At 60.7% G+C, this 17,045-nt stretch carries 20 protein-coding genes; 8 read left to right on the forward strand and 12 right to left on the reverse strand.

The features are described 5' to 3' along the window. Positions 1-50: 50 nt before the first annotated feature. The 3 genes from AC07V4_RS17510 to AC07V4_RS17520 are packed head-to-tail and all read right to left on the reverse strand — an operon-like array spanning position 51 to position 2,715. Entirely contained in the window at positions 51-1,025 is a 975-nt protein-coding gene (locus AC07V4_RS17510; protein WP_492637815.1) for a 5-oxoprolinase subunit C family protein, read from the reverse strand. Continuing rightward, positions 1,022-1,900, reverse strand: a complete 879-nt coding sequence (locus AC07V4_RS17515) for a 5-oxoprolinase subunit B family protein (protein WP_492637816.1) — start codon at positions 1,898-1,900, stop codon at positions 1,022-1,024. The genes AC07V4_RS17510 and AC07V4_RS17515 overlap by 4 nt, the downstream gene beginning before the upstream one ends. Before the next feature lie 56 nt (positions 1,901-1,956). Beyond that, positions 1,957-2,715, reverse strand: coding sequence for a 5-oxoprolinase subunit PxpA (locus tag AC07V4_RS17520; RefSeq protein WP_431750471.1), 759 nt, complete (start codon positions 2,713-2,715; stop codon positions 1,957-1,959). A gap of 103 nt (positions 2,716-2,818) precedes the next feature. Between AC07V4_RS17520 and AC07V4_RS17525 the strand changes: the two genes are divergently transcribed. Then, positions 2,819-3,736 (forward strand): LysR family transcriptional regulator, encoded by a 918-nt coding sequence (locus AC07V4_RS17525; protein WP_431750470.1) that lies wholly within the window; start codon positions 2,819-2,821, stop codon positions 3,734-3,736. Here the strand turns inward: AC07V4_RS17525 and AC07V4_RS17530 are convergent. Continuing rightward, on the reverse strand, positions 3,733-4,629 hold the full coding sequence (locus AC07V4_RS17530) for a LysR family transcriptional regulator (protein WP_492637817.1): 897 nt from the start codon (positions 4,627-4,629) through the stop codon (positions 3,733-3,735). The genes AC07V4_RS17525 and AC07V4_RS17530 overlap by 4 nt on opposite strands. A gap of 106 nt (positions 4,630-4,735) precedes the next feature. On the opposite strand from AC07V4_RS17530, the gene AC07V4_RS17535 reads away from it, so the two are divergent. Continuing rightward, the gene (locus AC07V4_RS17535; protein ID WP_492637818.1) at positions 4,736-5,494 is read left to right on the forward strand and encodes an SDR family NAD(P)-dependent oxidoreductase; all 759 of its coding nucleotides are present in this window, start codon (positions 4,736-4,738) and stop codon (positions 5,492-5,494) included. A gap of 3 nt (positions 5,495-5,497) precedes the next feature. Here AC07V4_RS17535 and AC07V4_RS17540 read toward each other — a convergent pair whose 3' ends face one another. Continuing rightward, positions 5,498-5,959 (reverse strand): multidrug/biocide efflux PACE transporter, encoded by a 462-nt coding sequence (locus AC07V4_RS17540; RefSeq protein ID WP_492637819.1) that lies wholly within the window; start codon positions 5,957-5,959, stop codon positions 5,498-5,500. Positions 5,960-6,048: 89 nt separating this feature from the next. On the opposite strand from AC07V4_RS17540, the gene AC07V4_RS17545 reads away from it, so the two are divergent. Beyond that, the gene (locus tag AC07V4_RS17545; protein ID WP_431750466.1) at positions 6,049-6,903 is read left to right on the forward strand and encodes a LysR family transcriptional regulator; all 855 of its coding nucleotides are present in this window, start codon (positions 6,049-6,051) and stop codon (positions 6,901-6,903) included. A gap of 19 nt (positions 6,904-6,922) precedes the next feature. On the opposite strand, the gene AC07V4_RS17550 is transcribed toward AC07V4_RS17545, so the two are convergent. Genes AC07V4_RS17550 through AC07V4_RS17565 form a run of 4 tightly spaced genes read right to left on the reverse strand, consistent with a single transcriptional unit; the run spans position 6,923 to position 9,457 of the window. Further along, positions 6,923-8,146, reverse strand: coding sequence for an RNA polymerase sigma factor (locus AC07V4_RS17550; protein ID WP_492637820.1), 1,224 nt, complete (start codon positions 8,144-8,146; stop codon positions 6,923-6,925). Then, positions 8,143-8,616 (reverse strand): SRPBCC family protein, encoded by a 474-nt coding sequence (locus tag AC07V4_RS17555; protein ID WP_431750464.1) that lies wholly within the window; start codon positions 8,614-8,616, stop codon positions 8,143-8,145. The genes AC07V4_RS17550 and AC07V4_RS17555 overlap by 4 nt, the downstream gene beginning before the upstream one ends. A gap of 34 nt (positions 8,617-8,650) precedes the next feature. Next, the gene (locus AC07V4_RS17560; RefSeq protein ID WP_492637821.1) at positions 8,651-8,995 is read right to left on the reverse strand and encodes a YciI family protein; all 345 of its coding nucleotides are present in this window, start codon (positions 8,993-8,995) and stop codon (positions 8,651-8,653) included. Between the two features lie 42 nt (positions 8,996-9,037). Next, complete coding sequence (locus AC07V4_RS17565; RefSeq protein ID WP_492637822.1) at positions 9,038-9,457, reverse strand: YybH family protein; 420 nt, start codon at positions 9,455-9,457, stop codon at positions 9,038-9,040. Positions 9,458-9,604: 147 nt separating this feature from the next. Here AC07V4_RS17565 and AC07V4_RS17570 point away from each other — a divergent pair, with 147 nt between their 5' ends. Both AC07V4_RS17570 and AC07V4_RS17575 read left to right on the forward strand, forming a co-directional pair. Further along, a complete protein-coding gene (locus AC07V4_RS17570; RefSeq protein ID WP_492637823.1) occupies positions 9,605-10,123 on the forward strand; it encodes a GNAT family N-acetyltransferase in 519 nt (172 codons plus the stop codon). 179 nt (positions 10,124-10,302) lie between these two features. Further along, entirely contained in the window at positions 10,303-10,908 is a 606-nt protein-coding gene (locus tag AC07V4_RS17575; protein ID WP_492637824.1) for a pyridoxamine 5'-phosphate oxidase family protein, read from the forward strand. Between the two features lie 44 nt (positions 10,909-10,952). Here the strand turns inward: AC07V4_RS17575 and AC07V4_RS17580 are convergent, their stop codons facing one another. Next, positions 10,953-11,435: a GyrI-like domain-containing protein gene (locus AC07V4_RS17580; RefSeq protein ID WP_492637825.1), complete on the reverse strand. Its 483-nt coding sequence runs from the start codon at positions 11,433-11,435 to the stop codon at positions 10,953-10,955. 195 nt (positions 11,436-11,630) lie between these two features. Between AC07V4_RS17580 and alaC the strand changes: the two genes are divergently transcribed. Next, positions 11,631-12,842, forward strand: coding sequence for an alanine transaminase (gene alaC / locus AC07V4_RS17585; protein WP_492637826.1), 1,212 nt, complete (start codon positions 11,631-11,633; stop codon positions 12,840-12,842). Positions 12,843-12,979: 137 nt separating this feature from the next. On the opposite strand, the gene AC07V4_RS17590 is transcribed toward alaC, so the two are convergent. Further along, the gene (locus AC07V4_RS17590; protein ID WP_492637827.1) at positions 12,980-14,332 is read right to left on the reverse strand and encodes a GntP family permease; all 1,353 of its coding nucleotides are present in this window, start codon (positions 14,330-14,332) and stop codon (positions 12,980-12,982) included. 84 nt (positions 14,333-14,416) lie between these two features. Beyond that, entirely contained in the window at positions 14,417-14,950 is a 534-nt protein-coding gene (locus AC07V4_RS17595) for a gluconokinase (protein ID WP_431753526.1), read from the reverse strand. A 213-nt stretch (positions 14,951-15,163) separates the two neighbouring features. Here AC07V4_RS17595 and gntR point away from each other — a divergent pair, with 213 nt between their 5' ends. Together gntR and AC07V4_RS17605 are read left to right on the forward strand one after the other, a co-directional pair. Then, positions 15,164-16,195, forward strand: a complete 1,032-nt coding sequence (gntR, locus tag AC07V4_RS17600) for an HTH-type transcriptional regulator GntR (protein ID WP_492637947.1) — start codon at positions 15,164-15,166, stop codon at positions 16,193-16,195. A 197-nt stretch (positions 16,196-16,392) separates the two neighbouring features. Then, positions 16,393-17,025 (forward strand): glutathione S-transferase family protein, encoded by a 633-nt coding sequence (locus AC07V4_RS17605; protein WP_492637828.1) that lies wholly within the window; start codon positions 16,393-16,395, stop codon positions 17,023-17,025. Positions 17,026-17,045 lie beyond the last annotated feature (20 nt).

Raw genomic sequence — 17,045 nt, forward strand, 5'->3', positions numbered from 1 at the left:
GTTAATCCGCTATCGCAGGCAAGCCAGCTCCCACATGGATTTGCATGCATTCAGTTGTTGAAGAGTCCAGCCATCGCCTTCACGCGCTTTTTGTAGATACGCCGTGCCTCCAGCGCCTCCTCCAGGCTCACCGCCACAAACCCCGCCCGCTGGTTCGGCTGCATCTGCCCGATCAAGTCCAAGTCGGCGCTGATCACCGTGCCGATCATCGCGTAGCCCCCACCGGACACCGCATCCCGATGCAGCACAATCGGCTCCAGCCCCGCCGGCACCTGGATCGAGCCAATCGGGTAGCAACTGTCCACAATGTTCGACGGATCCGAGCCCGCGCCAAACGGCTGCTCCCGCGGCTGAAAGCTCAACGCACTGCCGCCCTTGAAGCGATAGCCGATACGGTCCGCTTCTGAACCTACGGTCCAGGGCTCGGCAAAGAAGCTGCTTTTCGCAGCGTCACTCAGTCGCTCGTAATACAGCCCGGGCACGACACGCAGCGTCACATCACCACCGACCGAACGACGCAACGCCATCGGTAAGCTGTTACCCGCCCGCCCCCGCCCACTGGCCTCTCCAATCAACAGCTCATCGCCCTCCTGCAAGCGCCGTCCCTGAAACCCACCGAGCCCGCCGAGGGTGTAGGTCGAGCGGCTGCCGAGTACCAGCGGCACATCGATGCCACCGGCCACCGCCAGGTACGTGCGGGCGCCAGCCCTGGGAAACTCAAAGCGCAACACCTGCCCGGCACGCACCTGAAAAGCGGTGTCCTGGTGCACCACTTCACCATCCAGGCGCGGCGACATCAGCGCGCCGCTGAGGGCCACCAGTGCGTCCTGTCGAAACTCAAGTTCCGGGCCGATCAGCGTGCATTCCAAGCCCGCCGCATCGGCCGGGTTGCCCACCAGGTGGTTGGCCGCGCTCAGGGCATATTGGTCCAGTGCACCCGACGGCGGGATGCCCAGGTGGTAATAACCTTCACGGCCGAGATCCTGCACAGAGGTGGCCAGGCCGGGTTTGAGCACCTTGATCATGCCAACACCTCCTGCAGGGTTTTCGGGTAGCCGATGGGATCGGCGAGAAAGGCGTCGAGGGAAAACTCCACGGGGCGGATACGCAGGTCGAAACGGCCGGCCTCCACTTCGGCGACAGCCAAGTCATAGGCATCGCGGTCCATGGGTTTGAACTGCACGATATCGCCCGGGCGGAAGAACACCATGTGCTCCTTGAGATAGGCCAATTGCTGCGCCGGGTCGTAGATCGGCGCCGGGGTCACGCCGAACATCTGGTAGCCACCAGCGCCGCGCACCGAGTAGATGCAGCCAAAGCAACCACCATGGCCCAGGGTGAGTTTGGGTGTGTCAGTGCGCGGGCGCAGGTACTTGGGTACCTGTAACTGCCGCTCACGCTCGACCATCTGAAACATGAATGGCAAGCCCGCGACAAACCCCACCATCGACACAAACCACGGCGCACCACTGTGGGCGGCGATAAACGCCTCCACATCGGCCAGGCCGTTGATGCGTGCGGCGTATTCCAGATCGGTGCCCGTGGGGTCTTGATGACGGTCACGAAAGCGCATCAGGGTTTCATGGGTCCAGGGGTCGTTGTAGAGCACCGGGATTTCGATGATGCGCGTGTGCAAGGTGCGTTCAGCCACGGCTTGGGCCTCGGCGCTTTGCACGGCGTCGAGCAGCACATGGGGTGCAATGCGGTCGGGGTCGAAGCGGATCTGGAACGACGCATTGGCCAGGCACACATCCAGCACGCCTTCCAGGGCCAGGCGCTCCACGGCGCGGGTCACGGCCATGCCTTTGAAAAACGCCTGCAAGGACATGCTGTCGCTGACCTCGGCAAATAAGTGTTCATCACCGCCGAAGCTGTAGCGGATGGGGGATGTTTCAGCCATGTCTGTTCCTCTTGGAATCATTGTAGAAAGGCAGGCGAAAAAATGATCGGGCGTTTTTATTGTGGCGTTTTGACGATGATGCCCGCCTCGTCCAAGGCTTCGCGGGTGGCCTCCACCAACTCCAGCGCACCAGGGGTGTCGCTGTGCAAGCAGATGGAATCGAACTCGATAAACAGGTCTTCGCCTTCTACGGTTCGCACCAGGTTGGTCTGACAGGCGCGCAAGACCCGTGCCGCCACCGTTGCAGGATCAAGCGCCCGTACATGGCGGGTAAACACGATGGAGCCGCTCAGATCGTATTCACGATCGGCGTAAAACTCCCGTACCACGGGTTGTCCCAACTCCTTGGCCACTCGCCAGATCACTGAGTTGGGCATGCAGTACAGCAGCAAGGTTGGCTCGACGATTTGCAGGTTTTGCACCAACAACCGTGCGGCTTCTTCGTCGCGGGCCAGGTGCATATACAGCGCGCCGTGGGGCTTGATGTGTTGCAGCGTCACGCCTTGGGCACGGGCCATTTCCCGCAGGGCGCCGAGTTGGTAGAGCATGTCGTCCACCAACTCCTGGGCCGGGGCGTTGATGTGCCGACGACCGAACCCCACCAGGTCACGAAAGCCCGGATGGGCGCCGATGGCAACGCCCAGTTGCTTGGCGCGCTCGACGGTGCGGCGCATGGTGCCCGGGTCGCCGGCGTGAAAGCCGGTGGCGATATTGGCCGAGCTGATGTAGGCCATCAGTTCCGCGTCGACACCATCGCCGATGGTCCAGGGGCCGAAGCCTTCGCCCATGTCCGAGTTGAAATCCACTGCCTGCATCAGGGTCACTCCCTCCAAGTTGATGCTGGAAAGTAGGCCGGGGCTTGACCCCTTGGGAAGATCTATTATCAGATGACCCATCTTCTGAAAAACAGATATCGCTATGTCCCTGACCTTGCGCCAAGTCCGCTATTTTGTCGCCACCGCCGAGATCGGCCAGATTTCCCAGGCGGCGATTCACCTGAACATTTCCCAGTCGGCGGTGACCACGGCGATCAAGGAATTGGAAGCCATGCTCGGCGTGCAATTGTTCGTGCGCTCGGCCCAGGGCATGAACCTCACCGACGCCGGGCGGCACTTCCTCAACCGCGCCTATGTCATCGTGCGCAGCGTGGAGGATGCACTGAACAGCCCTTTGCCCGACTACCGCGCCAGCGGTGTGCTGCGGGTGGCCGCCAGCTACACAGTGTTGGGTTACTTTCTGCCCCACCACCTGCAACGCATGGAACACTGGCACCCGGACGTGACCATCGAGGTCTTCGAACAGGAACGCCAGGCCATCGAACAGGGCCTGCTCGACGGCCAGTTCGACATGGCCGTGGTACTCACCGCCAACCTCACTCACCCGGATATCGTCTCCGAAATCCTGTTCAACTCAGAACGCCGCCTATGGCTGCCAAGCCATCACCCACTGTGCGAACGCGGCGCCGTGAGCCTTACGGATGTGGCGCAGGAACCCTACATTCTGCTCACCGTCGACGAGGCCGAACACAGTGCCATGCGCTACTGGGAACAGGCCGGGCAAACGCCCAGGGTGCGGCTACGCACCAGTTCGGTGGAGGCGGTGCGCAGCATGGTCGCCAACGGCAGCGGCGTGGCGATTCTGTCAGACCTGGTGCACCGGCCCTGGTCCCTGGAAGGCAAGCGCATTGAGACCCTGACCGTCACCGACCCGGTTCCCCCCATGAGCGTCGGCCTGGCTTGGCACCGCGAGCGGGCGTTCACCCCGGCGATGCAGGCGTTCCGGGATTACTTCCACGACGCCTTCCTGGCGCCGCAGCAGCTATCGGCGCGGCGTTAAAGATGGGACTGCAAAAGACCGGCCAGCCAATCCATGAACACCCGCACCCGCCGAGGTAAATGCCGTTGGCCGGCATACAGCAACGACACATCCAAGGGTGGTGCCGGGTAGTCGGGCAACAGCGCAACCAATTCGCCACTGGCCAGCAAATCGCGAATGCCCAGGGCGGGCACTTGGGTAATACCGAAACCGCCCAGGCACACCACTCGATACGCATCGGTACTGTTGACCGTGATCCGCCCGGCCATGGGCACCCGGTGTACCTTGTTGCCCTGCTGGTATTCAAAACCGGCCGAACGCGCACCCAGGGGCCGTACGTAATGCACCAATTGGTGGTGTGCCAGGTCGGCCAGGGTCGTGGGCACGCCATGCCGTTGCAGGTACGCCGCACTCGCACAGTTGATCATCGGCATGCTGCACAACAAGCGCGCCACCACCGTCTGGTCCGGCTGCGCGCCTACCCGAATCACGCAATCAAAACCTTCGGCAAGCAGGTCGACCTGACGGTCGGTGCTGCTGATTTCCAGCTCGATCAGCGGGTGTGCATCCATGAATTCCGGCAGGCGCGGCAGGATCAACTCCCGTGCCATGACGTTGGGCATGTCCACACGAATACGTCCGGAGAGTTGTGCTTCATCCTGGCGAAACAGCCCTTCCAATTCGTCCATGTGCGACAGCAAATCCTTGCTGCGCTCATACAACACCCGGCCATCCTGGGTCGCCTGCACCTTGCGCGTGGTGCGTTGCAGCAAGCGCGTGCCGAGCAGTTCTTCCAGGGCCTGCACATGTTCGGACACCGTGGAGCGCGGCAAGCCCAGGCTCTCGCCCGCCTGGGTGAAACTCGACAATTCGGTGACACGCACAAAGGTGCGCAACAGCTCAAGCTTATTCATGGGATTGTTCGCCTTATCCGGCCAGTGATTCCGGTTAAGCCCTGTTTATCACGTTATCAGCGGACAAATACACTCGATTCCACTATCAACCGAGTGGACCTTCATCATGACCCGTAAAATCGCACTGATCACCGGCGCCAGCCGCGGCCTGGGTAAAAGCGCCGCGCTGCACTTGGCGGCACAAGGCGTCGACATCATCGGCACCTACCACAGCGCCGCCGGCGAAGCCCAGGCCGTCGTCGAACACGTTAAGGCCTTGGGCGGCCGCGCCGCCATGTTGCAGCTGGACGTAAGCCGCAGTGACACGTTCGACGGCTTCGTCGGTGAAGTCACCAGCGTGCTCAAAGATGTTTTCGCACAGGATCACTTCGACTTTCTGATCAACAACGCCGGCATTGGTGCCCACGCCAGCTTTGCCGAAACCACCGAAGCACAGTTCGACCAAATGGTGGCGATCCACTTCAAGGCGCCATTTTTCCTCACTCAGAAACTGCTGCCGCTGATCAGCGATGGCGGGCGCATCATCAATATCTCCAGCGGCCTGGCGCGGTTCAGCCTGCCGGGATATGCGGCGTATGCAGCTACAAAAGGTGCGATGGAAGTACTCACCCGCTATCAGGCCAAGGAACTGGGTGGGCGTGGCATCACCGTGAACATCCTGGCACCCGGCGCCATCGAAACCGATTTCGGCGGTGGTGCCGTACGCGACAACACGGGCTTGAACGCCATGGTCGCCAACAACACCGCCCTGGGCCGCGCCGGCTTGCCGGACGATATCGGTGGGGCCATTTCCATCTTGCTGGCCGATGGCAGCAACTGGATCACCGGCCAGCGCATCGAGGCCTCGGGCGGCATGTTTCTGTAAGGCTCAAACGCCGCTGCGTTGCTCGTTCCGCGACTGGATAGCGTTTTTGCTGACGATTTTTTCCCGAATAACGTCATACCCCCAGTGATACACATAGGTGTACGGCAGGAAGAACAGCAACACACCGATGTCGAGGATGAAGGCCTCCAACAGGCTGGTCTTCATCAGCAGGGCAATCAGCGGCACCGCCATGAGAATCAGGCCACCTTCAAACAGCAGCGCGTGCACTACGCGGGTCCCGCCGCCGCTGGTCAGTTGCAGGCGCGCTTTGAGGCGGTCGAACAAGCTGTTGAAAATAACGTTCCAGGTCAGCGCCAACAGGCTGATGCCCAAGGTCACCGCGCCCATTTCCAGGGCCGGCCTGCCGGTGATCCACACCAACAGCGGTGTACAGATCAACAATGCCAACCCCTCAAACCCCAGGGCTTGGCCAACACGTTCAGTAATCGACTTGGTAGGGTGCATAACCCGTGCTCCGTGAATGACGATGGTTGCCATAATCACCCCTCTGCTCGATACTTCATAACCAGTAACCATCGACAAAGGCGATAGTCATGGCGTCCAATGAAGTGCTGCAGGCGTTTGTCCAAGCGGCCACCCAAGGCTCGTTTTCCGCAGCGGCGCGCAAGCTGGGCAAGAGCCAGTCCACTGTCAGTGCGGCCGTGGCGAGCCTGGAAATTGACCTGGATGTGGTGCTGTTCGACCGCAGCAGCCGCAAGCCCACGCTGACGCCCGCAGGCCATGTGCTGTTGCAACGTGCCGAGCAGGTGCTGGAAGCCAGCAGTCGCCTGGAGATGGCCGCCAATCAACTGGCCCAGGGGTTGGAACCGAAGCTGAGTATCGCCATGTCCGATACCTACCAGTCCGAACGTTTCGAACTCGCCCTCAAAGCCTTCGAACAACGCTACCCGGACCTGGAACTGGAATGGCTGATTGCCGAGTGCGAAGACTTGATCGACCTTGTGCAAAGCGGCCGCGCGCAGATTGCCTTCATTGAGGCCCAGGAGGTTTACCCGCCTGACCTGAGCCGTGCGCCCGTCGCAGAGCACGCCGAACTCGCCCTGTTCGTCGCACCCACCCACCCGCTGGCCAGCCTGGAGAACATCGACCAACGGGTGTTGCAGCAGCACCGCGAACTGCGCCTGGCGAGTATCATCAACCCCAATGAAACCCGCGCCACCGGCCGCGTGTGGTCGGCGCCGAGCTTTCTGATGCTGATGGAAATGGCCCAATTGGGTTTCGGTTGGGCGGCGCTGCCCCGCTGGATGGTAGAGCGCTTTGCCGACGTCGGGCTGGTTGAGCTCAACGTGCGCAGTTGGCCACGCTCGGTGGCGGTGGATGCATTGTGGTCGCGCCAACACCCACCCGGCCCGGCAGGCAGTTGGATGTTGAAGAAAATCCTCGAATAGCGTTCAAGTCCCCCAGCCTTCACTGCCTGGGGAGTTTGAGTTCGGCCAGGCGTCGCTCGATGAAGCGTTTTTCCGGCACTTGCTGGGTCAATGACAAGGCCTTTTCGTAAGCCGCATGCGCTTCTTCGATGCGTCCCAACTGTCGGCAAAACTCCCCCTGCGCCGCATGTGCCAAGTGATAATCCAGCAACTCACCGCGCTGCAAAATGCCCTCCACCAACCTCAACCCGGCCAGCGGCCCTTGCCACATCGCCACGGCTACGGCGCGGTTCAGCTCAATCACGGGCGACGGCACTTCCCGAAGTAACACATCGTAAAGCCCGACAATCTGCAACCAGTCGGTTTCCCCGGCGCTGGCCGCTTCAGCATGCACCGCGGCAATCGCCGCTTGCAGGCAATACGGCCCGAAACGACCCGTGGTCAGCGCCTGTTCCACCAGCGCGCAGCCTTCAGCGATCAAGGACGCGTCCCACAAACCGCGATCCTGTTCATACAACAACACCAACTCACCACTGGCCGAAGTACGCGCCGCTCGACGAGATTCGTGCAACAACATCAGCGCCAGCAAGCCCATGACTTCAGGCTCCGGCAACAGCTCCAGCAGCAGGCGAGCCAGGCGGATGGCTTCGCGAGTCAGGTCTTCCCGGGTGAGGTCCGCCCCCATGGAGGCTGAATAGCCTTCGTTGAACACCAGATAAACCACGCGCAATACGCTGTCGAGACGTTCCGGCAACTCGGCCAGGGACGGCACCTGGTAGGGGATTTTCGCGTCACGGATCTTGCCCTTGGCGCGCACGATACGCTGGGCAATGGTGGTGGGCGTAGCCAGAAAAGCGTGGGCGATCTCTTCGGTAGTAAGGTCACAGATCTCACGCAAGGTCAGCGCCGCCTGGGCATCGGACGCCAGCGCTGGGTGGCAGCAGGTGAAGATCAGGCGCAGGCGGTCGTCCTCCACGTCCTCATCACTCCAGTGCGCTGTTTCCAGCGCGTCGGCCTGCTCCTGCAGTAACGGGGTAAAACGCGCCTGCCGGCGCAGGCGGTCGATGGCTTTGAAACGGCCGGTGGAGACCAGCCACGCGTAGGGATTGTCCGGCACACCGTCCTGTGACCAACGCTGCACCGCGACGAAAAACGCTTCGTGCAGGGCTTCCTCCGCCAAGTCGAAATCACCGAGCAAGCGAATCAGCGTCGCCAGTACGCGCCGTGATTCGCTGCGGTAGATCGCCTCGATGGCTGGCGTCAATCGGTCATGCCCTGGGTCACCAGCGTCACCAGGCGGTCCAGGCTCTGCCCCCAGCCATCGTGAAACCCCATGGCTTCGTGGGCCTGTTTATCCTCAGCGTTCCAGTGCATGGCGCGAGCGGTGTAGCGGGTTTTACCGTCGACCTCCTCGAAGATGACTTCGGCGGTCATGAAGGGTTTGCCCGAGGGAATCCAACCAGGTGTAAAAGCGTCGGTAAATACCAAGCGGTTGGGCGCATCAATCTCCAGGAATACGCCCTGGGTTGGGTATTCACTGCCATCCGGGGCGCGCATGAGGGTACGAAACAGGCCACCGACCCACAGGTTCATTTCGCACTCAGGGGTGGTCATACCATGCGGCCCCCACCATTGTTGCAACAGCTCGGGCGTGGTCCAGGCACGGAAGACTCGGCTGCGCGGGGCGTCGATCAAGCGGCTGATGGACAGTTCGAAAGGTGCAGGGGTGCTCATCGCTTATCCTCTTGGGTTCTTATGATTGTGATGATCAGAGATTCAATTCACGCACGGGACGCACTTCCACACTGCCGACCCGCGCCGCCGGAATCCCACCAGCCACCTGGATCGCATCGTTCAGGTCCTTGGCCTCGATCAGGTAGAACCCGGCCAGCTGCTCCTTGGTTTCGGCAAACGGCCCGTCGGTGATCGACAACTTGCCATTGCGCAGACGCACGGTGGTAGCGGCGCTCACGGACTCCAGCGGCTCGGCGGCCAGCATGCGCCCGCTGGCCTGAACGACCTGGGCATAGGCGAAGCACTCCGGGTCTTTGGGACTGTCCGGGTCGGTGTGCAACACCTGTTCGTTGCTGTAGATCAGGCAGAGGTATTTCATGTGCGTCTCCGTTTTCGGACTACTGACTATAGTTCGTCGTGCTCAAGGTTTCAGCTCGAACAAAGCGCTTCCGCTTTCCATGTCGAAAGGTGCCGACCAATGCTCATGCACCACCTTCCATTGGCCATCGATGCGTTGGTAACCGGCAGTCACGCGCATCCAGCACGCCTTCACCACGCCATCCGGCCCGGCACCGCCGCAATGGGCCAGCCAGTGGGCAAATGCACTCTCTGGGGCTTCGACGATGCGCAGCTCATGAAACTCGAAAATACCCGGGCCAGGGCAGTGTTTCATGCACTCCTCCCAGTGGGCGCGGTAGGCGGCCTTGCCTTTGAATTGCAACGCAGACACGGCGTCGAATGAGACGATATCGTCGGCGTAATAGCTGACAATCTTGTCGATATCCCGGGCAAGTACGGCTTGCTTCCATTGATCGATCAGGGTGTGGATGGCAGTGCTCATGGCGATACTCCTTTTGGGTGGAAAATCACGAAAGACACCCTTAGTCGAATGGCGCTTCGGGAAATCGACAAGCCGCTTAAAAATAATGTCGCCCCGGCAAACCCGCTAGAATCCACGCCTCTTTGTAGGATTTCGGATACGTCCCCGATGGAAACCCGCCTCGCCCTCTATGAGACGCTGAGCCTTGTGCAGAAACAGCAGCTCAACTCCCTACAAGTGCATCCCGAGCAACTGGCGTACTCCGGTGATCTCTACTGTGCGCTGAACAGCCTGCTGGTCAACCCTCACCCTACCGCGATCAAAGGCTTCGCCCTGCTTGCCGATGAAACGCCCGTGGCCTTCCTCCTGCTCAAACGCCCACCTTGCCTGCCCCACTGGGCCGACGAACACAGCGCGACCTTGCATGCATTGCAGGTGGATCAACACCAGCAAGGCCGCGGATTCGGCAAGGCCTGCCTGCAGGCGCTGCCCGCAGCGGCATTGCAGGCGTGGCCGCAGATCAAGGGGCTGGAGTTGTCGGTGGACGCGGACAATGTGGCGGCGATGGGGTTGTATCTGCGGGCTGGGTGGGTAGACAGCGGGGAGGCATATAAGGGGCGGATTGGGTATGAACGGAGGCTGAGGTGGGCCTTTGACCAGGGTGTTCTTGACGCACTTAAAATGTAACGTATGCATCACTTACCTACCGTCAAGTAATGAATACGAGACATGGATGCTTCTGTAATTGCTCAACGACTCGGCACCCAACTGCGCACCATGCGTCTCAATAATCTCTGCTCTGGATTATCAACACATCTTGGGCGCTTGAACGCGCGCCCTTACTCATCCAAGGACAAGGTGACTCCATGCTGACAAGCCTCGAACAACTCGAAACCCTCTACGGCCTCCCCCACGAGCGCGCGGTGCGCAAGGAAATCCCGTTTCTCAACGAGGATTACCAAGCCATGGTGCGAGCTTCGCCGCTGGTGGTGGTGAGTTCATCAGGGCCGGACGGCATCGACGGTTCACCCCGCGGGGATGTACCGGGGTTTGTGCGGATTGTGGATGAACGCACTTTGGCGATTCCGGATCGGCCCGGGAATAACCGCGTGGATACGTTGCGCAATTTGGTGCAGGACCCGCGGATCGCCTTGCTGTTCATCATCCCAGGCATTGGCGAGACTTTGCGCGTAAACGGCCGGGCGCAGATTTCCATCGAGCCGCAGTTGCTGGAAAGTTTTGCGGTGAATGGCAAACCGGCGCGGTCGGTGATTCTGGTGCAAGTGGAGGCCGCGTTTTTTCACTGCTCCAAGGCTTTTGTGCGCTCGGACTGCTGGAACCCCGAAAAGCACCTGGACCGCTCGGCGTTACCGTCGGCGGGGGCGTTTCACAAGCGGCTCAATGATGGGCAGTTTGATGCCGAGGCGTATGACCGGGAGATGCCGGAGCGGGTCAGAAACACGTTGTACTGATACAGCTGTAGGAGCCGGCTTGCCGGCTCCTACAAAGAGCGGGTTCAACCTCTTTCGCCCACCGGCAACCAGATTTCCACCGTCCCGGTGCCCTTGTGCGCGTCGAAATCCGCGCTATAACGCTCGAAATCCGCGCCCATCACCTTGTAGCCCGAGTGCGGCAGCCATTCGAACATGATGCGCTCGTACGTTTGCTCAAGCGCCTGAACCGGCCCGTAATGCGGGAACACGGCATAGTTGAGCGGCGGGATCTCGATGCATTCGAAGTTGCTCGGCACGTCGCCCTTGGTGGGGACCTCTACACCGGCCATGTAGTCGAATTCGCCATGCTTGGGGTTATGGCAAACACCATACGTCACGCCGCCGACGCGCTTCTTAATGTCCCTGATGCAGGTATCGAACAACTCCCACAATTTTGGGATATCGCCCACGGTGGCCTTCGAATAGCGCCCTTGCACCCCGGCGATCACCAGGGCTTTACCGGCTTCCATGCGTGGCTCCAACGGTTGTTTTGTCTGCTGATCCATACGAACAGTCTCCTTCTTATGAGGGAACAAACCCGCATCGAGTATAGGGGCATAACCGCCCCGCGCTCCATGCAGAAATTTTTCCTACGCATCTGGACAACAGGCCATCATCGACCGTATTGTCTGCCCCGCAGGCCACCGCAGTGGCCGACGTCGCTCGGACGGTTCCGGGCGCTTACGTACTCCGAGGCAACAATGGCAGACCAAGGTTCGCCGCGCCGCTTTGCGCGCATAGATCGACTCCCCCCTTACGTTTTCAATATCACTGCCGAGCTGAAGATGGCTGCGCGTCGGCGCGGCGAAGACATCATCGACTTGAGCATGGGTAACCCCGACGGTGCTACACCGCCGCACATTGTCGAAAAACTCGTCCAGGTCGCCCAGCGCGAAGACACCCACGGCTACTCCACGTCCAAAGGCATTCCGCGCCTGCGCCGCGCCATTTCGCGCTGGTACAAGGACCGTTATGAAGTGGACATCGACCCCGAGTCGGAAGCCATCGTCACCATCGGTTCCAAGGAAGGCCTGGCGCACTTGATGCTGGCCACCCTGGACCAGGGCGATACCGTGCTGGTGCCGAACCCAAGCTACCCGATCCACATCTACGGTGCCGTGATTGCCGGCGCCCAGGTGCGGTCGGTGCCGCTGGTGCCCGGCGTGGACTTCTTCGCCGAACTGGAACGGGCGATTCGTGGCTCGATCCCCAAGCCGAAGATGATGATCCTGGGCTTTCCGTCCAACCCTACCGCGCAGTGCGTGGAGCTGGACTTCTTCGAACGCGTGATCGCCCTGGCCAAGCAGTACGACGTGCTGGTGATCCACGACCTGGCCTACGCCGACATCGTCTATGACGGCTGGAAAGCCCCGTCGATCATGCAGGTGCCGGGCGCCAAGGACATTGCGGTGGAGTTTTTCACCCTGTCCAAGAGCTACAACATGGCCGGCTGGCGCATCGGTTTCATGGTGGGTAACCCGGAACTGGTCAACGCCCTGGCGCGCATCAAGAGCTATCACGACTACGGCACGTTCACCCCACTGCAAGTCGCTGCCATTGCGGCATTGGAAGGCGATCAGCAGTGCGTGAAGGACATCGCCGAGCAGTACCGTCAGCGCCGCAACGTGCTGGTCAAAGGCTTGCACGAACTGGGCTGGATGGTAGAAAACCCGAAGGCGTCGATGTACGTCTGGGCGAAGATCCCCGAGGCGTATGCCGCCATGGGCTCGTTGGAATTTGCCAAGAAACTGCTGTTGGAAGCGAAGGTGTGCGTGTCGCCGGGGATTGGGTTTGGTGAGTACGGGGATGATCACGTGCGCTTTGCGCTGATCGAGAACCAGGACCGGATTCGCCAGGCGGTGCGGGGGATTCGCGGGATGTTCCGAGCGGATGGCCTAGTCGCCAAAGCCTGACCCTGACTACCTGTAGAAACCCAATCAATGTGGGAGCTGGCTTGCCTGCGATGGCGGCGGTGAATCCAACACCGCTATCGCAGGCAAGCCAGCTCCCACATTTGAACTCGTTCCCTCAGTAGAGTTGGTGGTGTGGCTTACACCACCAGCGACAACAGCATGATGAAGATCAACGCCACGATCGACAGAATCGTCTCCATCGCCGTCCACGTCTTGAACGTCTCGGCCACGGTCATGTTGAAGTACTGCTTCACCAGCCAGAACCCCGCATCGTTGACGTGAGACAGGATCAACGAACCCGCCCCCGTCGCCAGCACCAGCAGCTCACGATTGACCCCTGGGATCATCCCCACCACCGGTACCACAATGCCCGCGCCCGTGATGGTCGCCACTGTCGCCGAGCCGGTCGCTACGCGAATCACCGCCGCCACTAGCCACGCCAGCAGAATCGGGTTGATCTGTGCATTCACCGCCATATGGCCGATCACGTCACCCACGCCGCTGGTCACCAGCATCTGCTTGAAACCGCCACCAGCGCCAATGATCAGGATGATCGCGGCCGTCGGCGCCAGGCTGGCGTCGAGCAGCTTGAGGATTTGCTTGGAGCCGATACCTTGGCGATGGCCGAAGGTGTACAGCGACAGCAGCAACGCCAGCAACAAGGCAGTAATCGGGTGACCGATCATGTCCATCCAGTTGCGGATGGCATGGCCGTCCGGCAACGCGATGTCAGCGAAGGTCTTGAGCAGCATCAGGAACACCGGCAGCAGCACGGTGATCAGGGTCACGCTGAAGCTCGGCAGGTTTTTGTGCTCCGATTCACGGGCCAGTTGATCGACCAACTCCTGGGACGGATTGCCCGGAATGTACTTGGCGATAAACGTACCGAAGATCGGGCCGGCGATGATGGCGGTCGGCAGCGCGACGATCAGGCCGTAGAGGATGGTCTTGCCGATGTCTGCGCCAAACACGCCGATAGCCAGCAGTGGGCCCGGGTGCGGTGGCACCAGGCCGTGTACTGCCGAAAGGCCGGCCAGCAGCGGGATACCAATCTTGATCAGCGATACGCCAGTACGACGCGCGACGATAAACACCAGCGGAATCAGCAGCACAAAGCCAATCTCGAAGAACAGCGGGATGCCCACCAGGAACGCGGCGAACATCATGGCCCACTGGACCTTCTCCTTGCCGAAGGCGCGGATCAGGGTTTGGGCGATCTGATCGGCACCGCCGGACTCGGCCATCATCTTGCCGAGCATCGTGCCCAGGGCGAGGATAATGCCGACAAAGCCGAGCACCCCGCCAAAACCGTCCTGGAATGCCTTGATGATCTTGTCCACGGGCATGCCCGAGGTCAGGCCGAGGAAACCGGCCGCGATGATCAGGGCAATGAACGGGTGCACCTTGAACTTGGTGATCAGAACGATCAACCCAATGATTGTGACCACTGCATCGAGCAGCAGGTAAGACTCGTGGGACATGCCAAACATGGGGGGTCTCTCCTGTTTGTTGTTGTTATTAAAGCGGGTGTTGAATTTCTTGCCGGGGATAGCGCTATCTTTTCCGGCAAAAAATTAATGAGTAGGTTCAAAGCCGTGTTGCAGCCACCAGGCATGGGTCTGCCGGGCCAGGGCCTCGACGCTGTCTTCGCTGGCGTTGAGGGCCAGGGTCAGCGGCTCGCCCACGGGCGATTCAAGGGTGGCGAACTGGCTGTCGATCAGGCTTGCCGGCATGAAATGGCCGGGGCGATGGGACACGCGGTCGGCGGCCACGGCACGGGTCAGTTCCAGGAACACAAAACCCAGGCCCGGCGCGGCTTCGCGCAGGTGGTCGCGGTATTTCTTTTTAAGCGCCGAACAGGTGAGCACGGGATGCTCGCCGGCCTTGAGCGCACGGCGCAGTTCATCGCAGAGGATATCGAGCCAACCGGCGCGGTCGTCGTCGTTGAGCGGGTGGCCGGCACTCATCTTTTCGATGTTGGCGGCGGGGTGAAAGCTGTCGCCTTCAATGGCGGTGGCGCCGTTCAGGCGGCACAGGGCCTCGCTGACGCTGGACTTGCCACAGCCGGAAACACCCATGATGACCAGGGCGGTAACAGGTTGACTCATGAAACACCTCAGGACGCAGATAGCGCTACCTTTGCACGCTGTAAGGCTAGTGCAAAAACAGGCTTTTCCCGCGCCGTCTTGTCTTTTTTTATGGAGTGACGCGTGCATCCTCTCCAGCGATTTGAACGGGATCAGGCAACCCTTCGTTCAAGTATTTGCAGCCTTTTGGAGACAGCGCTACCTTAGTGCCTCGATTTTTGTTTGGCAAGCCGCCTGATGACCTCCAAGAACGATAAAAAATTGCGCACCACGGGTCGCCCGACCCTCAATGAAGTCGCCCGTCTCGCTGGCGTCAGCCCGATTACCGCCTCCCGCGCCCTGCGTGGCATCAGCACCGTGGCCACCGAACTGGTGGAAAAAGTGCAACGAGCCGCCAGTGAGCTGAATTACGTCGTCAACCCCGCCGCCCGTGCCCTGGCCTCGGCGCAAAGCCATTCGGTGGTGGTGCTGGTACCGTCGCTGTCCAACCTGCTGTTTATTGAAACCCTCGAAGCCATCCACCAAGTACTGCGGCCCAAGGGTTTTGAAGTACTGATCGGCAACTCCCACTATTCACGCGATGAAGAAGAGAACCTGCTGCGCAACTACATGGCCTATCAGCCACGGGGCTTGCTGCTGACTGGCTTTGATCGCACCGAAAGCGCGCGACGGATGGTCGAGGCCAGCAATGTGCCGTGCGTGTACATGATGGACCTGGACCCCAACGCCGGCGTGAACTGCGTGGGCTTTTCACAGTTGGCGGCCGGTGAAACCGCGGCGGCGCATTTGCTCTCCCGTGGCCGCAAACGTCTTGCCTACATCGGTGCGCAGTTGGACCAACGCACACTGTTGCGCGGTGAAGGCTTCCGCCGTGCCCTGCAACAAGCCTGCATGTACGACCCGGCGCTGGAACTGCTGACTCCGCGCCCGTCCTCCGTGGGCCTGGGCGGCGAGCTGTTCCTGCAGATGCTGGCAAGCCATCCCGACGTGGACGCGATCTTCTTCGGCAACGACGACCTGGCCCAGGGCGCACTGCTGGAAGCCCTGCGCCACGGCATCAAGGTACCGGAACGCATTGCCGTGATGGGCTTCAACGACTTGCCGGCATCGTCCTTCATGGTGCCGCGCCTGAGCAGCATCAGCACCCCGCGAGAGGCGATTGGCCGGCGTGCGGCGGAGCATTTGTTGACGATCATGGCGGGTAACAAGATCGCCAAGCCGGTAGTGGATATGGGGTTTGAGTTGCAGGTGCGGGAAAGTACCTGACCCTACAAAGCCGAACGCGTCAAAAATGTGGGAGGGGGCTTGCCCCCGATGACAGTGAGTCAGCCAATTAACTTGTAGCTGATACACCGCTATCGGGGGCAAGCCCCCTCCCACATTTTTTCCGTGTCCCCTTGGAAGTGTCGCTGTAGCGTCCTACGCCTGCTAGATTGGCTGCTTTCCAATGCCAGGGAAGCACCATGGGACACTCACTGAAAATCTTGGGCCGCACGTCCTCCATCAACGTGCGCAAGGTACTGTGGACCTGCCACGAACTCGGTATCGACTATCACCGCGAAGACTGGGGCATCGGCTACTCCCCTACCCAATCCCCCGAATTCCTTGCCCTTAACCCCAACGCCCAAGTGCCGGTGCTGATCGACGACCACGGCGTACTGTGGGAATCCAACACCATCTGTCGCTACCTCGTGGGCCTCTACCAACGCCACGATTTGCTGCCCGCCGAACCCGCCCCACGGGCCAAGGTGGAACAATGGATGGACTGGCAAGCCACCGAACTCAACCCTTCCTGGGGTTATGCATTCCATGCCTTGGTGCGCAAAAATCCCGACTACCAGGACCCACAACGCCTCAGCGCCGGCATAAAAGCCTGGAACGACAAAATGGGACTGCTGGAACAACAGTTGGCCAAAACCGGCGCCTACGTGGCCGGTGATGAGTTCACCCTGGCCGATATCCTCGTCGGCCTCTCGGTACACCGCTGGCGTAACGCACCGCTGGAGCACCCGCCCTACCCTGCGGTCGAGGCGTATTACCAGCGGCTCAGCCAGCGCCCCGGTTTCCAGGCCTTTGCACTCGACGGTCACAACTAACCCACGCCGCCTCGGAACTG

It is taken from the genome of Pseudomonas sp. GW821-FHT03A09, from assembly GCF_059421065.1.

Bases quoted from the DNA above. Each gene is read 5' to 3' on its own strand.
- AC07V4_RS17510 (WP_492637815.1), bottom strand. From the start codon at position 1,025: ATGATCAAGGTGCTCAAACCCGGCCTGGCCACCTCTGTGCAGGATCTC.
- AC07V4_RS17515 (WP_492637816.1), bottom strand. From the start codon at position 1,900: ATGGCTGAAACATCCCCCATCCGCTACAGCTTCGGCGGTGATGAACAC.
- AC07V4_RS17520 (WP_431750471.1), bottom strand. From the start codon at position 2,715: ATGCAGGCAGTGGATTTCAACTCGGACATGGGCGAAGGCTTCGGCCCC.
- AC07V4_RS17525 (WP_431750470.1), top strand. From the start codon at position 2,819: ATGTCCCTGACCTTGCGCCAAGTCCGCTATTTTGTCGCCACCGCCGAG.
- AC07V4_RS17530 (WP_492637817.1), bottom strand. From the start codon at position 4,629: ATGAATAAGCTTGAGCTGTTGCGCACCTTTGTGCGTGTCACCGAATTG.
- AC07V4_RS17535 (WP_492637818.1), top strand. From the start codon at position 4,736: ATGACCCGTAAAATCGCACTGATCACCGGCGCCAGCCGCGGCCTGGGT.
- AC07V4_RS17540 (WP_492637819.1), bottom strand. From the start codon at position 5,959: ATGCACCCTACCAAGTCGATTACTGAACGTGTTGGCCAAGCCCTGGGG.
- AC07V4_RS17545 (WP_431750466.1), top strand. From the start codon at position 6,049: ATGGCGTCCAATGAAGTGCTGCAGGCGTTTGTCCAAGCGGCCACCCAA.
- AC07V4_RS17555 (WP_431750464.1), bottom strand. From the start codon at position 8,616: ATGAGCACCCCTGCACCTTTCGAACTGTCCATCAGCCGCTTGATCGAC.
- AC07V4_RS17560 (WP_492637821.1), bottom strand. From the start codon at position 8,995: ATGAAATACCTCTGCCTGATCTACAGCAACGAACAGGTGTTGCACACC.
- AC07V4_RS17565 (WP_492637822.1), bottom strand. From the start codon at position 9,457: ATGAGCACTGCCATCCACACCCTGATCGATCAATGGAAGCAAGCCGTA.
- AC07V4_RS17570 (WP_492637823.1), top strand. From the start codon at position 9,605: ATGGAAACCCGCCTCGCCCTCTATGAGACGCTGAGCCTTGTGCAGAAA.
- AC07V4_RS17575 (WP_492637824.1), top strand. From the start codon at position 10,303: ATGCTGACAAGCCTCGAACAACTCGAAACCCTCTACGGCCTCCCCCAC.
- AC07V4_RS17580 (WP_492637825.1), bottom strand. From the start codon at position 11,435: ATGGATCAGCAGACAAAACAACCGTTGGAGCCACGCATGGAAGCCGGT.
- alaC (WP_492637826.1), top strand. From the start codon at position 11,631: ATGGCAGACCAAGGTTCGCCGCGCCGCTTTGCGCGCATAGATCGACTC.
- AC07V4_RS17590 (WP_492637827.1), bottom strand. From the start codon at position 14,332: ATGTTTGGCATGTCCCACGAGTCTTACCTGCTGCTCGATGCAGTGGTC.
- AC07V4_RS17595 (WP_431753526.1), bottom strand. From the start codon at position 14,950: ATGAGTCAACCTGTTACCGCCCTGGTCATCATGGGTGTTTCCGGCTGT.
- AC07V4_RS17605 (WP_492637828.1), top strand. From the start codon at position 16,393: ATGGGACACTCACTGAAAATCTTGGGCCGCACGTCCTCCATCAACGTG.